This is a genomic window from Saccharomonospora cyanea NA-134 (genome assembly GCF_000244975.1).
Classification (GTDB): Bacteria; Actinomycetota; Actinomycetes; order Mycobacteriales; family Pseudonocardiaceae; genus Saccharomonospora; species Saccharomonospora cyanea.
On the sequence record NZ_CM001440.1, the window covers coordinates 356,894 to 370,776 of the forward strand.

Annotated in this window: 15 protein-coding genes; 10 read left to right on the forward strand and 5 right to left on the reverse strand. The window is 70.4% G+C overall.

Annotation, left to right across the window (positions count from 1 at the left end; all coding sequences use genetic code 11):
- The first annotated feature begins 30 nt into the window (after positions 1-30).
- The 4 genes from SACCYDRAFT_RS01835 to SACCYDRAFT_RS01850 all read left to right on the forward strand — a co-directional run bounded on the left by SACCYDRAFT_RS01835 (position 31) and on the right by SACCYDRAFT_RS01850 (position 4,665).
- A complete protein-coding gene (locus SACCYDRAFT_RS01835) occupies positions 31-804 on the forward strand; it encodes a cytochrome c biogenesis CcdA family protein (protein WP_043536986.1) in 774 nt (257 codons plus the stop codon).
- A complete protein-coding gene (gene resB / locus SACCYDRAFT_RS01840) occupies positions 801-2,441 on the forward strand; it encodes a cytochrome c biogenesis protein ResB (protein WP_005453072.1) in 1,641 nt (546 codons plus the stop codon). Before SACCYDRAFT_RS01835 ends, resB begins: the two co-directional genes overlap by 4 nt.
- Complete coding sequence (gene ccsB / locus SACCYDRAFT_RS01845) at positions 2,441-3,430, forward strand: c-type cytochrome biogenesis protein CcsB (RefSeq protein WP_005453073.1); 990 nt, start codon at positions 2,441-2,443, stop codon at positions 3,428-3,430. Before resB ends, ccsB begins: the two co-directional genes overlap by 1 nt.
- Positions 3,431-3,510: 80 nt before the next feature.
- The gene (locus SACCYDRAFT_RS01850) at positions 3,511-4,665 is read left to right on the forward strand and encodes a MinD/ParA family ATP-binding protein (protein WP_005453075.1); all 1,155 of its coding nucleotides are present in this window, start codon (positions 3,511-3,513) and stop codon (positions 4,663-4,665) included.
- Between the two features lie 15 nt (positions 4,666-4,680).
- Here the strand turns inward: SACCYDRAFT_RS01850 and SACCYDRAFT_RS01855 are convergent, their stop codons facing one another.
- Together SACCYDRAFT_RS01855 and SACCYDRAFT_RS25605 are read right to left on the reverse strand one after the other, a co-directional pair.
- Complete coding sequence (locus SACCYDRAFT_RS01855; protein ID WP_005453078.1) at positions 4,681-4,866, reverse strand: hypothetical protein; 186 nt, start codon at positions 4,864-4,866, stop codon at positions 4,681-4,683.
- A 141-nt stretch (positions 4,867-5,007) separates the two neighbouring features.
- Entirely contained in the window at positions 5,008-5,217 is a 210-nt protein-coding gene (locus SACCYDRAFT_RS25605) for a BldC family transcriptional regulator (protein WP_005453080.1), read from the reverse strand.
- A gap of 154 nt (positions 5,218-5,371) precedes the next feature.
- On the opposite strand from SACCYDRAFT_RS25605, the gene SACCYDRAFT_RS01865 reads away from it, so the two are divergent.
- Both SACCYDRAFT_RS01865 and cds1 read left to right on the forward strand, forming a co-directional pair.
- On the forward strand, positions 5,372-5,713 hold the full coding sequence (locus tag SACCYDRAFT_RS01865) for a DUF4229 domain-containing protein (RefSeq protein ID WP_043536073.1): 342 nt from the start codon (positions 5,372-5,374) through the stop codon (positions 5,711-5,713).
- Positions 5,710-6,774, forward strand: coding sequence for an L-cysteine desulfhydrase Cds1 (gene cds1 / locus SACCYDRAFT_RS01870; protein ID WP_005453083.1), 1,065 nt, complete (start codon positions 5,710-5,712; stop codon positions 6,772-6,774). The genes SACCYDRAFT_RS01865 and cds1 overlap by 4 nt, the downstream gene beginning before the upstream one ends.
- Positions 6,775-6,783: 9 nt before the next feature.
- Here the strand turns inward: cds1 and SACCYDRAFT_RS01875 are convergent, their stop codons facing one another.
- Both SACCYDRAFT_RS01875 and menE read right to left on the reverse strand, forming a co-directional pair.
- Complete coding sequence (locus tag SACCYDRAFT_RS01875; protein WP_043536988.1) at positions 6,784-7,659, reverse strand: 1,4-dihydroxy-2-naphthoate polyprenyltransferase; 876 nt, start codon at positions 7,657-7,659, stop codon at positions 6,784-6,786.
- A 5-nt stretch (positions 7,660-7,664) separates the two neighbouring features.
- Positions 7,665-8,843, reverse strand: a complete 1,179-nt coding sequence (gene menE, locus SACCYDRAFT_RS01880; RefSeq protein ID WP_005453085.1) for an o-succinylbenzoate--CoA ligase — start codon at positions 8,841-8,843, stop codon at positions 7,665-7,667.
- A gap of 18 nt (positions 8,844-8,861) precedes the next feature.
- On the opposite strand from menE, the gene SACCYDRAFT_RS26555 reads away from it, so the two are divergent.
- Positions 8,862-9,005: a hypothetical protein gene (locus SACCYDRAFT_RS26555; RefSeq protein ID WP_005453086.1), complete on the forward strand. Its 144-nt coding sequence runs from the start codon at positions 8,862-8,864 to the stop codon at positions 9,003-9,005.
- Between the two features lie 61 nt (positions 9,006-9,066).
- On the opposite strand, the gene SACCYDRAFT_RS01885 is transcribed toward SACCYDRAFT_RS26555, so the two are convergent.
- Positions 9,067-9,990: a 1,4-dihydroxy-2-naphthoyl-CoA synthase gene (locus SACCYDRAFT_RS01885; protein WP_043536075.1), complete on the reverse strand. Its 924-nt coding sequence runs from the start codon at positions 9,988-9,990 to the stop codon at positions 9,067-9,069.
- A gap of 102 nt (positions 9,991-10,092) precedes the next feature.
- Between SACCYDRAFT_RS01885 and menD the strand changes: the two genes are divergently transcribed.
- The 3 genes from menD to SACCYDRAFT_RS01900 all read left to right on the forward strand — a co-directional run bounded on the left by menD (position 10,093) and on the right by SACCYDRAFT_RS01900 (position 13,869).
- Complete coding sequence (menD, locus tag SACCYDRAFT_RS01890; protein ID WP_005453089.1) at positions 10,093-11,775, forward strand: 2-succinyl-5-enolpyruvyl-6-hydroxy-3-cyclohexene-1-carboxylic-acid synthase; 1,683 nt, start codon at positions 10,093-10,095, stop codon at positions 11,773-11,775.
- Positions 11,776-11,838: 63 nt separating this feature from the next.
- Positions 11,839-13,338 carry a M1 family metallopeptidase gene (locus tag SACCYDRAFT_RS01895; protein WP_052309164.1) on the forward strand — a complete coding sequence of 500 codons (1,500 nt, stop codon included), beginning with the start codon at positions 11,839-11,841 and terminating at the stop codon, positions 13,336-13,338.
- A gap of 21 nt (positions 13,339-13,359) precedes the next feature.
- On the forward strand, positions 13,360-13,869 hold the full coding sequence (locus SACCYDRAFT_RS01900) for a DUF3592 domain-containing protein (RefSeq protein WP_005453092.1): 510 nt from the start codon (positions 13,360-13,362) through the stop codon (positions 13,867-13,869).
- Positions 13,870-13,883 lie beyond the last annotated feature (14 nt).

Here is a 13,883-nt window from a genome sequence, read left to right on the forward strand (position 1 = left end):
ACGCGGACCGTATTCCCTACGCTGATGCGCGTGAATGCGGTATCCGAGCTGGCGGCCTCCGGGCCGCTGTTGCTCGCCGCGGGACTGTCGCTGCTCGCGGGGGCGATCTCGTTCGCCTCACCCTGCGTGGTCCCGCTCGTGCCCGGCTACTTGGCCTACCTCGCTGCGCTCGTCGGCGCCGACGCGCCCGCGGTGCGGGTCGGCGAGGAGCGTAAGAAGGGGCGGCTCGCCGTCGTCGGTGCGGCGGGGCTGTTCATTCTCGGGTTCACCGTGGTGTTCGCCGCCGGGGTCGGAGGGCTGGTGTGGCTGGCCGACGCCCTGTTGCTCAACCAGGAGCTGCTGCAACGCGTCGGCGGTGTGGTGACCATCGCGATGGCCTTCGTCTTTCTCGGCTTCATCCCGATGCTCCAGAAGGACGCCCGCCTCCACCACGTCCCTCGGATGGGACTGTGGGGAGCTCCCGTGCTCGGTGCCGTGTTCGGTCTCGGCTGGACACCGTGCATCGGCCCGACGCTGTCCGGTGTGTTGACGATCGCCACGGCCAGCGGCGCCACGGGCGCCAGGGGGGTCTTCCTCGTCCTGCTGTACTGCCTCGGTCTCGGGCTGCCCTTCCTGCTGCTCGCCGCGGGAGCGCGCTGGGCCGTGGGGGCCACCGAGTGGCTGCGCCGCAACGGCCGCAAGGTGCAGGTCTTCGGCGGGGTGCTGTTGCTCGTCGTCGGCGTGCTGCTGGTGACGGGCCTGTGGACCGACCTGACGAGCTGGATGCGTGACGCCTTCATCACGGACACGAGGCTGCCGCTGTGAGCGAGAAGACCACGACGACCGAACCGACGGAGTCCCCACGACCGGCCTACCGGCAGACGCCCGTCCGCCGGGCGCTGGCGTTCCTGCGCAACACGTGGCGCGGGCTCACGTCCATGCGCACCGCGCTCGTGCTGCTCTTCCTGCTGGCTCTCGCGGCGTTGCCGGGCGCTCTGCTGCCGCAGTGGGACCTGAACGCCGCCAAGACCGAGGAATACATCGCCGAGTACGGCTGGTGGGGGCGGCTGCTCGACCGGCTGCAGTTCTTCGACGTCTACTCGAGTGCCTGGTTCTCGGCCATCTACCTGTTGCTGATGGTGTCGCTGATCGGGTGCCTGGTGCCGAGGACGGGCGAGTACCTGCGCGCCATGCGGGCCGGGCCGCCTCTGACGCCGAGGAACCTGTCGAGGCTGCCCCATCACACCAGGGCCGAGGTCGAGGGCGACCCCGACGAGGTGCTCGCGGTGGTGCGGCGAAGGCTGCGTGGCTGGCGGGTGGCCGAACGCACGCAGGACGACGGCACGCGCACGGTCAGCGCCGAACGCGGCTACCTGCGCGAGACCGGCAACCTGGTCTTCCACTTCGGGATGCTCGGCCTCATCGCCACCTTCGCGCTCGGCGCGATGTACTCGTACGAGGGCCAGGTGATCGTCCACGCGGACGGCCACGAGTTCTGCAACTCCGGTGTCTTCGCCTACGACTCCTTCGATCCGGGGCTGCGGGTCGACGGCACCCAGCTCTCGCCGTTCTGCGTGAGGGTGAACGACTTCGAGGCCGACTTCACCGACGCGGGCCAGCCGATCAGCTACGAGGCAGACATCCAGTACCAGTCGGGCGCCGACCTGGAGTCGGGAACGTGGCGTGACTACCACCTGGAGGTCAACGAGCCGCTGCGGACGGCCGGCGACCGGGTGTACCTGCTCGGGCACGGCTACGCGCCGACGTTCACGGTGACCTGGCCCGACGGCGAGTCGCGGACGCAGACCATTCAGTGGCGGCCCACCGACGTGACGACGATGCTGTCGCAGGGCGCGACGAAGTTCGATCCGCCCGGCATCAGCGACTCGGTGGAGCGCAGGAAGAACCAGCTCGCGGTCACGGGTCTGTTCGCGCCCACGGCGGCGTTCCACGGCAACATCCTCACGTCGTCGTTCCCCGATCTCACCGACCCCGCGGTCGCGGTCGACGTCATGCGCGGGGAGCTGGGCGTGGAGTCCGGACGTTCGCAGTCGATCTTCGAGATCGACCAGCGGATGGTCGATGCCGGCAGGCTGGAGCGGGTGGCTCGGGAGAACCTGCGGGTCGGCGAGAGCATCACGCTCGACGACGGCACCACGGTCAGCTTCGACGGTGTCCGGCGCTGGGTGTCGTTGCAGGTGTCGCACGACCCCACCCAGGGTTGGATGCTCGGGTTCGCCATCGTGATGTTCGCCGGGCTCGGAGCGTCGTTGTTCGTGAAGCGCCGCCGTTTCTGGGTTCGGGTGACGCCGGACGGTGACGGTGCCGACAGTGATCTCCGACGCACTGTAGTAGAGTTGGGCGGGCTCGCCCGTACCGATCAGGCCGGGTACGGCGAGGAGTTCACCGCCATCGCGCGGGACATCCTCGAACGCACGCCGCAGGAGAGAAAGGCACGCTGATGCCGGTGAACGAGACGCTGTCGCAGTACAGCGACTGGTCGTACACCACGGCTGTCGTGGTGTACGTGCTGGCGATGATCTTCTTCCTCGTGGAGCAGTCGTTCGGAAAACGCGGCGTCCGGGCCGCGGAACGCACCCGCACCAGGCAACTCGCCGGTGTCGGCGGTGGTTCCTCCGCCGACGTGTCCCGGCAGTCGTCCGCCGAGGACGGCGGAGCGGGCAGGTCGCCGAGGACACGCACCGAGCGCATCGGCCGGATGGGAGTCGCGCTCGCCGTCCTGGGGGTGCTCCTGCACCTGGCCGCGCTGGTGCTCCGCGGTCTGGCCACCAGCCGGTTCCCCCTGGGGAACATGTACGAGTACATCATGGCCATCACGCTGGTCACCGTGGCCGCGTGGCTCGTGATGATGCGCAACCACCCCATCCGCCACCTGTCGGCGTTCATGCTGCTGCCCGTCGTCATCCTGATGTTCGTCGGCGGCACGATGCTCTACGCCGTCGCGGCCCCGGTGCAGCCGGCGTTGCAGTCCTACTGGCTCGTCATCCACGTCACCGCGGCCGCGGTGGGCTCGGGTGTCTTCCTGGTGCCGGGCGTGGCGAGCATCCTGTACCTGATCCGGTCCGCCTACGACCGGGACCCGGTGAAGTTCGGCAAGCTCGGGCCGAAGCTGCCGGCGGCCGACGTGCTCGACCGGGTCGCCTACCGGACCACCGTGTTCGCCTTCCCGGTGTTCACCTTCGGCATCCTGTGCGGCGCGGTGTGGGCCGAGGCGGCGTGGGGCCGGTTCTGGGGCTGGGACCCCAAGGAGACGGTCGCCTTCGTCGCGTGGGTCATCTACGCCGCTTACCTGCACTCCCGCGCCACGGCGGGCTGGCGGGGCACGCGGGCCGCGGTGATCAACGTCGTCGGCTTCGCGGCCACCGTGTTCAACCTGTTCTTCGTCAACCTCGTCTCGGCGGGTCTTCACTCGTATGCCGGAGTCGGCTGACGTCCCCGCGCTGCTGGGGCTACCGTCACACGTGTGAAGCGTGAGGGGGACGCTCGGCAACCCATCGGAGGACTGACGCGGTGACCGCACCCAACGAACGCGGCGGGCAGGATCATCCGCTCTATTCCGAGGCGAACACGGACTCGACACCCCACCCGGCGCAGCCGGCCTGGCAGCAGGGGCCGCCTTCCGGTTGGCAGGGTGCCGTGCCGCCCGCCGCGCCGCAGGCCCGGTTCGACGGGCTGGGGCAGCCGCCCCTGCCCCAGCCGCGGCACCAGCCCGGCTATCCGTATCCCGGCGGCCCGCCGGGGCTCGACAGCACGCAGTTCGTGCGCAAGCCGAAGCGGGAACCCAAGTCGGGTTGGCGCAGAGCCGTGTACCTGGCGACGGGCAAGCTGGTCAATCCCGGTGAGGGGCCTGCCGATCGACGGCGCAGGGAACTCGTGTCGCGGGTGAACCAGCCGCTGCGGGGCTGCCACCGCATCGCGCTGCTGAGCCTGAAGGGCGGGGTGGGCAAGACCACCACCACGACCACGCTCGGCTCCACGTTCGCGTCGCTGCGAGGCGACCGGGTGATCGCCGTCGACGCCAACCCGGACGCGGGCACGCTGTCGCAGAAGATTCCCATCGAGACCACGGCGACGGTACGGCATCTGCTGCGTGACGCCGACCGCATCACGCGCTACAGCGACGTACGCGCCTACACCTCACAGGGGCCCAGCAGGCTGGAGATCCTGGCCTCGGACGCCGATCCCGCCGCGTCGGAGGCGTTCTCCGAACACGACTACCTGCGTGTCATGGCGGTGCTCGAACGCTTCTACAACATCGTGCTCACCGACTGCGGTACCGGCCTGATGCACTCGGCGATGAAGGGCGTGCTCGACTCCGCCGACGCGCTCGTGGTGGTGTCGTCGGGCTCGCTGGACGGCGCACGCAGTGCGTCGACGACGCTCGACTGGCTCGAGGCACACGGCTACGGCGACCTCGTGGGACGTTCGGTAGCGGTGATCAACTCGGTCCGCCCCAAAGCGGGGTCGGTGGACCTGGACAGGCTGGCGGCGCACTTCGCGGCCCGCGTGCGCGCGGTGGTGCGCATCCCGTTCGACCCGCACCTTGAGGAGGGCGCGGAGATCGAACTCGACCGCCTTTCCGGTGACACCCGGGCGGCACTGCTGGAACTCGCCGCCGCGCTCGCCGACGGGTTCGGGGTGACGGGAACGCCGCTGTTGCGCTGACGTCCGGCCAACGGGTCAGCTGCTGGGGTCGTCGTCCTTGCGCTTCTTCTGCTGCTCGGAGAGGCGGCGCAGGAACTCCGGGTCGTCGTCAGGCGCGACCGGGGCCTGCCGCGCGGACACGCCGACGCGGTCGGCACCGAGCATGCGCCACAGGAGGAAAGCGACAGTGGCGGCGCCGATCGCCGCGAGCAGGTAGATCATGCTCGCTCCTTTCGGTGTGTCGCGCGAGTGACCACACTACTGCACCCGAGATTAGCCCTTTTGTCCATTGCGCTGTTCGGGGTGTCCTTCGCGAGAGCAGGGGACCGGAAAGGCACGCGAAGGACACCCCGTAGCGAGGGGTCAGTTACGAGGACGCTCACGTGCGTCCGTGGTCAGCTCGGCAAGGAGCTGGTTGACCTCGGACTCGCGGAAACGGCGATGGCCCCCAGGGGTGCGAATCGATCCGATCCGACCCGCCGTCGCCCAGCGCGTCACCGTCTTCGGGTCGACTCGGAACAAAGCGGCGACTTCGCCCGGCGTCAGGAGCCGGCCTCCAGTGCTCGCGGTCACTCTTCGCCTCCTTCACTACTCGGAGATCACAATCGTGTCACTTCCCCCGCCGGGTACTCGAACGGTTGTCAATGAGTAAAGAGGTAGTAAGGGACAAACGGTGCTGTTCGGGCGCTCCACCGGTCGGGTGGGACACGGCGTAGCCTCGGATGGCGTGAGTGACCGCCGATCCGACACGCTTGTCCGTGATCTTGCTCTGTACGTCCTCGCCCGGTTCTCGCTCGTCGCGGTGATCACGGCGATCCTCGTGCTCGTCCAGGTGCCGCTGCTCGTCGGCCTCGTCATCGGGCTGGTCGTCGGGTTGCCGCTCGGTCTGCTGCTGTTCCGGTCCCTCAACGCCAAGGTGACCGCCGGGCTCGCGGCGCGCAACGAACGGCGAGCCACCGAACGCGCACGCCTGCGGGCCGAGTTGCGCGGCGAGAGACTCGACACCGACGACGAGGCCGAGTCACACGGTGTCGACCGCAAGGGCGCCGACGAGACGGAGGAGCGGTGAACGACGAGTGGGTGCGGGAAGCCGTCCGCATCATCGAGGCCGACGCCAACCGCAGCGCGGACACCCACCTGCACGTCTTCCCCCTGCCCGCTGAGTGGGGGATCGACCTGTACCTCAAGGACGAGTCCGTCCACCCCACCGGCTCGCTCAAACACCGGCTGGCGCGGTCACTGCTGCTCTACGGCCTGGTGAACGGCCAGATCGGTCCCGACACGGTGCTGGTGGAGGCGTCGAGTGGATCGACGGCGGTGTCGGAGGCGTACTTCGCGCGGATGCTCGGGCTGGAGTTCGTCACCGTGGTGCCGCGGAGGACGAGCCAGGAGAAGATCGACCTCATCGAGTTCTACGGCGGACGCTGTCACTTCGTCGACCGCCCGCCGGACATGTACACCGAGGCCGAGCGGCTCGCCGCCGAGTGCGGCGGCCACTACCTCGACCAGTTCACCTACGCCGAGCGGGCCACCGACTGGCGCGGCAACAACAACATCGCCGAATCGGTGTTCACGCAGTTGCGTTCGGAGCGCCACCCGGTGCCCTCGTGGATCGTGGTCGGCGCCGGCACGGGCGGCACCAGCGCGACGTTCGGCCGGTACGTCCGCTACCGCAGGCACGCGACGAAGATCGCCGTGGTGGACCCCGAGAACTCCGCCTTCTACGGCGCGTGGCAGACCGGAGCGCGGGACTACCAGACGGGCATGCCGTCACGGATCGAGGGCATCGGACGGCCGAGGGTGGAGCCGTCGTTCCTCCCCGAGGTGATCGACGAGATGATCCAGGTTCCCGACGCCGGGTCGCTGGCGGCGATCCGCTTCCTGCGCCGCCACACCGGGCACTGGGCCGGCGGTTCGACGGGCACCAACCTCTACGGCGCCTTCACGCTCATCTCGCGGATGCTCGCCCGAGGGGAGCGCGGCAGCGTGGTGACGCTGCTCTGCGACGGCGGCGAGCGCTACGCCGGGACGTACTACGACGACACCTGGCTGGCCGAGCGCGGGCTGGACGTCGAGCCGCACCTCAAGGCGTGCGAGCGCTTCCTGGAGACCGGGATGTTCCCCGGCTGACGTCCTCGCTCAGCCCGCGAGTGCGAGTGCCGTGCCCGTGAGCACCGCCCACGCGAGCATGGCGAAACCCGTGTCGCGCAGCACCGGGATGAGCGCCAGACCTCCCTGACCGCTCGTGATCGTGCGCACCGGGTTCACGAGAAGCGCCGCCGTCAACAGACCCACGAGCGTCGCGGGATGGGCGAAGCCCAGCGCGACGGTGACGAGGAACGGCACGGCCACGAGCCCGACGTAGAACCGGCGGGTGCCCGCGTCACCGAGCCGCACGGCGAGCGTGATCTTGCCCGCGACGCGGTCGGTGGGGATGTCCCGCAGGTTGTTGGCCACGAGCACCGCCATCGACAGGCACCCGACGGCCACCGCGCAGCCGAGAGCCTCCCAGCTCACCCGGCCCGCCTGCACGTAGACGGTGCCGAGCACGGCGGCGAGTCCGAAGAAGACGAACACCGCGACCTCGCCGAACCCGGCGTAGCCGTACGGGCGGGAACCCCCGGTGTAGAACCACGCTCCGGCGATGCATGCCGCCCCCACCAGCAGCAGCCACCACTCGCCCGTCACCAGCACGAGCACGAGTCCGAGCAGTCCCGCCACCGCGAACGACGTCAGCGCCGCGGCCAGCACGGCCCTCGGTGGCGCGGCTCCCGAACCCACCAGCCGCAGCGGACCCACGCGCTCGGCGTCGGTGCCCTTGACGCCGTCGGAGTAGTCGTTGGCGAAGTTCACGCCGACGATCAGGGCCAGCGCGACCAGCAGAGCGAGCAGCGAGCGCCACCACGACAGCGCGTCGAGCTGAGCCGCCGCTCCCACGCCCACCAGCACGGGGGCGACGGCGTTGGGCAGCGTGCGCGGCCGCGCGCCCTCGATCCACTCAGCGACGGTTGCCATGCGGATCATTGTTGGGCATCGGCGACCGAGCGATCGAGGTGGCCGAGCAGAAGGCGGCGCACGGCACCCTGGTCGACCTTCCCCGGCCCGATCAACGGCAACTCGTCGACCACCCGCACCTGCTTGGGCGCGGCGGCGTCACCGAGGTCGGCCCTCACCGTGTCGCGGAGCCGCTCGACGGGAACGTCCTCGGTGGTCACGACGACGGCCGCCACCCGCTGCCCCCACTCCGGGTCGGGCAGCCCGACGACGCACGCGGCGCGCACGCCGGGACAGGCGGTGAGCGCGTCCTCCACCTGCCGGGCGGGCACCTTCACCCCGCCCGTGTTGATCATGTCGTCGACGCGGCCGAGCACCTGGAGCCTGCCGTCGTCGGTGAGACTGCCGACGTCGCTCGTGCGGAACCAGCCGCCTGCGAACGACGCCGCCGTGAGCTCGGGGTCGAGCCGGTAACCGTGGGCGAGCACGGCACCGGAGATCTCGACGCGGTCGTCCTCACCGAGCCGGACCCGCACGCCGTCGAGCGGCACCCCGTCGTAGACGCACCCGCTCGCGGTCTCGCTCATCCCGTACGACGGCACCACGGAGAGCCCGGCGCGCTCGGCCCTGCTCCGAAGGTCGTCCGGGTACGCGGCCCCGCCGAGCACGATCGCGTCGAACGAGGCCGCCAGGGTCACCGCCGCGCCGCCCGCGTCGAGCAGCCGGGCGAGCTGGGTCGGCACCAGCGCGGTGTAGTGCGGCCCCGGCGAGGCCAGGACCTCGCGGGCGGCATCGGTGAACGCCTCCGGCCGGAAGCCACGGGACGAGTCCATGACCACGGGGGTGGTGCCCGCGAGGTGCGAGCGCACGAGCACCTGGAGCCCGCCGACGTAGCCGGGCGGGGTGGCGAGCAGCCACCTGCCGGGGCCGCCGAGTCGCGCGTGGGTGGCGCGGGCGGAGGCGAGCAGCGCCCGCGCCGACAGCAACGTGCCCTTCGGCCGTCCCGTCGAGCCGGAGGTGGTGATGATCACAGCGGTGTCGGGTTCCACCGGTTCGTCGGGCCGCATGGCGTCGCGGACGGCGTCGGCGACGGGGTTGCGGGGATCGAGGGGCAGCACGGTGGGCCCACCGTCGAGCGCGTCGAGCACGGCGTGGGTGAGTTCGGCCACCGACTCGGAACGCCCGTCCGACCAGATCACGCGCATGCTTCACGGTCCCTTCACATGGCAGGTTTTCCCGGACTACTCACCTACGGCGCGCTCACCGCGGTGTTCTTCTTCATCCTCTACTTCGTGGTGAGGGCCGCCGTTCGCGACGGCATCCGGGAGGCCCGTCAGGCCCCGGGCGGGCCCAAGCAGGGGGCCTGACGGCGCGGACACGCGTGCACAGCATGCGGACACGGTGCCCGTAGGTCGGTATGTCAGCCGGTCAGTAGTAGTACGGGTAGTCCGACCAGTCCGGGTCGCGCTTCTCCAGGAAGGCGTCGCGGCCCTCCACGGCCTCGTCCTGCATGTAGGCCAGCCTGGTGGTCTCACCCGCGAACACCTGCTGGCCCACCAGGCCGTCGTCGACGAGGTTGAACGCGTACTTGAGCATCCGCTGCGCCGTGGGCGACTTGCCGAGCACGTCCCACGCCCACTCCAACGCCTCGGCCTCCAGCCGCTCGTGCGGCACGGCCCTGTTCACGGCGCCCATCGCGTGAGCCTCCTCGGCCGTGTAGGGCCGCCCGAGGAAGAAGATCTCGCGCGCGAACTTCTGACCGACCTGCCGTGCCAGGTAGGCCGAGCCGAACCCGCCGTCGAAGGAACCCACGTCGGCGTCGGTCTGCTTGAACCGTGCGTGCTCCGCCGAGGCGAGCGTGAGATCGCACACGACGTGCAGCGAGTGACCGCCACCCGCGGCCCAGCCCGGCACGACTGCGATCACGACCTTCGGCATGAACCTGATCAGGCGTTGCACCTCCAGGATGTGCAGCCTGCCCGCCCTGGCGGGGTCGATGGTGTCCGACGTCTCGCCGCTGGCGTACCGGTAGCCGGACCGGCCGCGAATACGCTGGTCACCACCGGAGCAGAACGCCCAACCGCCGTCCTTGGGAGAGGGTCCGTTGCCGGTGAGCAGGACGCATCCGACGTCGGAGCTCATCCGAGCGTGGTCGAGGGCGCGGTACAACTCGTCCACGGTGTGCGGGCGGAAGGCGTTGCGCACTTCCGGCCGGTCGAACGCCACACGCACGACGCGCTTGCCGGACCGGGTTCTCCTCGAACGGTGGTATGTGATGTCGGTGAAGTCGAAGCCTGCGACCTCGTCCCACTCGGCGGGGTCGAACAGCTCCGAAACCTGGGTTTGGCGCACGCCTGGGAGAATAGGCCGTGTGCTTCCCCCGATCGACGCCCCGGCGAGCCGCATCCGCCGTCAGCGGTCACGGCGAGGTAGCGAGGCGGAGGGGGCCGACCGGTGAATCCCTCCACAGCGCAGGCCCGCGTTCTCGTGGACGAGCTCGTGCGCAACACGGTCTCGCACGTGGTGCTCAGTCCCGGCTCTCGTAACGCACCGCTGTCGTTCGCCCTTCACGACGCCGCGGCCCAGGGCAGGCTCACGCTGCACGTGCGCATCGACGAGCGCAGCGCGGCGTTCCTCGCGCTCGGCATCGCCGCGCGCACCGGCAGGCCGGTCGCGGTGGTGTGCACGTCGGGTACGGCCGCCGCGAACTTCCACCCAGCGGTGCTGGAGGCCGACCGGGCCGGGGTGCCGTTGATCGTGCTGACGGCCGACCGGCCGCCCGAGCTGCGGGCCTCGGGGGCGAACCAGGTGATCGACCAGCGCGGCCTGTACGGGGACGCGGTGCGCTACTTCGACGAGTTGGCCGTGGCCGAGCGCAGGCCGGGCCAGAACGCGTACTGGCGCAGCCAGGTCTGCCGGGCGTGGAACGCGGCGTACGGCGAGTGGCGCTGCGGTCCCGTGCACCTCAACGTTCCGTTCCGCGAACCGCTCGTGCCCGACACCTCGAACGGTTCGGACGCCGACTGGCCCGAGTCGCTCGACGGCAGGCCCCAGGGAGCTCGTTGGACGGAGCTGCCCGACTTCGGCGCGTTGCCGTCGTTCGTGGTGCCCTCCGCGCGGCACGGCCTGGTGATCGCGTGTGACGCGGGAGTGCGGGCGGCGGGTGAGTGGGCCGAGCTGCACGGCTGGCCGGTGATCGCGGAGACCGGCGGTCTTGGTCTCGGCGGCACGACGGCGATCTCGGCCGGGGTGTGGTTGCTCGGGCTGGAGGAGTTCCTCGCCGAGCACAAGCCGGAGCAGGTGCTGTGCATCGGCAGGCCCACCGTGTTCCGACAGGTGCAGCGGGTGCTGTCCGATCCCGACGTCGAGGTGCTGCTCGTGCGGCCAGACTCCGACTGGCCCGCTCCTGCGCACAACGTGCGGCAGGTGGGGCAGTGGTTCGACGAGCCGGCCAAACCCGCCGATCCGGACTGGCTGTTGCGGTGGCGCCGGGCCGACGCGGCGGCCGCGTCGGCGGTGCGGCAGACGTTGGCGGCGCGACCGTGGCCGAGCGGGTTGAGCGTGGCGCACGAGTTGGTGGAGACACTGCCGGAGGACTCACTTCTGGTGGTGGGCTCGTCCAACCCGGCGCGCGACGTCGCTCTGGTCGGTGGGTGCAGGCCGGACGTGCTGGTGCATCGCAACCGCGGGGTCGCGGGCATCGACGGCACGGTCTCCACGGCGATGGGCGCGGCACTGGCGCACCCGGGTCCGTCGTACGCGTTCGTGGGGGACCTGACGTTCCTGCACGACATCAACGGCCTGCTCACGGGCCCGGCGGAGCTGCGGCCCGACCTCACGATCGTGGTGCTCAACGACGACGGCGGAGGCATCTTCTCGCTGCTGGAGCAGGGCGAGGAGCAGCACCGCGGCAGCTTCGAACGGGTCTTCGGCACGCCGCACGGCTCCGAGCTGTCGGCGCTGTGCGCGGGATACGGGGTGTCACACACGCTGGCCGAATCGCGCACGGCGCTGCGGGAGGCGCTCCGGCCCGCGCCAGGGTTGCGGGTGGTGGAGGTGCGGGTCGACCGCTCGCGCCACCGTGACCTGCACGCGTCGCTGCGGGCGGCGGTGGCCAGGGCCGTCGCCACCCGATAGGGACGCGATCAGCCCACTTTCGCCCGTGTTCGACCGGTGTCGAGGGCGCTACCGTTCGTGAGCATGCGTATGCGAACACGTGTCTACTCCGGCGGCGTCGCGGCGTGCCTGGTCACGGTGCTGACCGCCACCACGGCGAGTGCCGTGCCCGCACCGGGAGCTCCCGGGGTCGGCGACCCGTACTACCCCGGTGACGGCAACGGTGGCTACGACGTCACGCACTACGACGTCCGGCTGACCTACCAGCCGGAAACCGACCGGTTGTCCGGCACCACGACGATCCTGGCGACGCCCACCACGGAGCTGTCGAGCTTCAACCTCGACTTCGCGTTGAGGATCCAGTCGGTCCGCGTGAACAACAGTCCGGCCCGAGTGGAGCGGGACGCCACCGACCCGACCGAGGTGGTGGTCACCCCGAAGCGCTCCCTGCGGGCCGGAGACCCCGTGACGGTGGTCGTCCGCTACGCCGACACGCCGTCGAAGGTGGCGGTGGACGGCTTCACCGCGTGGAAGCGCACCGACACCGGTGCCCTCGCCGTCGACCAGCCGCACATCGCCGAGTGGTGGTTCCCGTCGAACGACCACCCCACCGACAAGGCGACCTACGACGTGTCGGTGGAGGTGCCCGACGGCGTCGCCGCCCTGTCGAACGGCGTGCTCACCAGCCGCACCGAGCAGCGTCCCGGCTGGTCGCGCTGGAACTGGCGCAGCACCGAGCCGCAGGCCACCTACCTGGCGTTCCTCGCTGTGGGCGACTACGACGTGCGGTACTCCACCGCGCCGAGCGGCCTTCCGGTGGTCAACGCCTACGACACGGCCCTGGGGGACATCCGGCCCGCCGCGGAGGCCAGCGTCGAGCGCACCCCCGAGGTGGTGGAGTTCCTTGAGGGGCTTTTCGGCCCGTATCCGTTCGAGGCGCAGGGCGGTGTCGTGACCCACGGCCTCGGTTTCGCGCTGGAGACCCAGACCCGGTCGGTGTACGACGCGGGGTTCTTCGCCCGAGGCTCGAACATGTCGGTGGTGGTGCACGAGAACGCCCACCAGTGGTTCGGGGATTCCGTGTCGCTGGGGAAGTGGAGCGACATCTGGCTCAACGAGGGCTTCGCCACCTACGCGGAGTTCCTGTGGTCGGAGCACGTGGGTGAGGGCACGGCCGCCGAACTCGCGCGGTACCTCTACGACTCGATTCCGGCCGACGACGAGTTCTGGCAGGTGCTGCCCGGTGATCCGGGTGCGGAGAACCAGTTCCACCCGGCCGTCTACGACCGGGGCGCTCTGGCGGTCCACGCCCTGCGCACGACGGTGGGTGACGAGGTGTTCTTCGAGCTGCTGCGCACGTGGCTCGACGAGCGGCGGGACGGCCACGGGACCATCGAGGAGTTCGTCGCGCTGGCCGAGGAGTTGTCGGGCACGCAGCTCGACGAGGTGTTCGAGGTGTGGCTGTTCACGAAGGGCAAGCCGGAGGTCGGGCCCGGTGGTGCCGAGGCGCGAGCGGCGGTGACCGAACCCGAGTCCTACCGCGAGATCGCCTTCACCCACCAGCAATTGGCGAAGCGCCAGTAAGCGGGTCGATATGCTCGCGACGTGAGGACCGTCGGCCCCGAGCACACCCGGGAAGCGCAGGTGCCCGAGGCGCGGCGCGCACACGCGTTGCGCCTGGGCTCCTGGGGCGTGCTCGGCGCGGCGTTCGTGATCACTCTGCTCGGCGTGGTGCTCGTGATGGGTGCCTTCCGTAACGACCAGGTGATCGCCGAGAACCACGGCACGGCCACGGCCCTGGTCGAGCAGGTGCTGTTCGACCGCACCCTCATCCGGTACGAGACACCCGACGGCGTGTCGCACAGCCCCGAGAACGGCGTGCTCTACCCGGACGGACTGACCGCCGGACAGCTCGTCCGCATCGAGTACGACACCACCGATCCCGAACTCGCCAAGGTCGCCGAGCGCACGTGGCTGCTCACCCTGCTTCCCGTTTCGACGACACTGCTCGTCACGTGGCTCGTGGCCGGCCCGCTGGTGTGGTTCCTACGCTCCCGACTGCGCGCGCTGGCCGCGCCGGCCGGAGCGGCGGAACCTGCCGGGCCGACCGGTTGAGCGGCTTGGAGCTC

What these genes read in the sequence shown, in the direction of transcription:
- ccsB (WP_005453073.1), top strand. Translation starts at nt 2,441, where the DNA reads ATGCCGGTGAACGAGACGCTGTCGCAGTACAGCGACTGGTCGTACACC.
- SACCYDRAFT_RS01875 (WP_043536988.1), bottom strand. Translation starts at nt 7,659, where the DNA reads ATGGCAACCGTCGCTGAGTGGATCGAGGGCGCGCGGCCGCGCACGCTG.
- menE (WP_005453085.1), bottom strand. Translation starts at nt 8,843, where the DNA reads ATGCGCGTGATCTGGTCGGACGGGCGTTCCGAGTCGGTGGCCGAACTC.
- SACCYDRAFT_RS01895 (WP_052309164.1), top strand. Translation starts at nt 11,839, where the DNA reads ATGCGTATGCGAACACGTGTCTACTCCGGCGGCGTCGCGGCGTGCCTG.
- SACCYDRAFT_RS26555 (WP_005453086.1), top strand. Translation starts at nt 8,862, where the DNA reads ATGGCAGGTTTTCCCGGACTACTCACCTACGGCGCGCTCACCGCGGTG.
- SACCYDRAFT_RS01855 (WP_005453078.1), bottom strand. Translation starts at nt 4,866, where the DNA reads ATGATCTACCTGCTCGCGGCGATCGGCGCCGCCACTGTCGCTTTCCTC.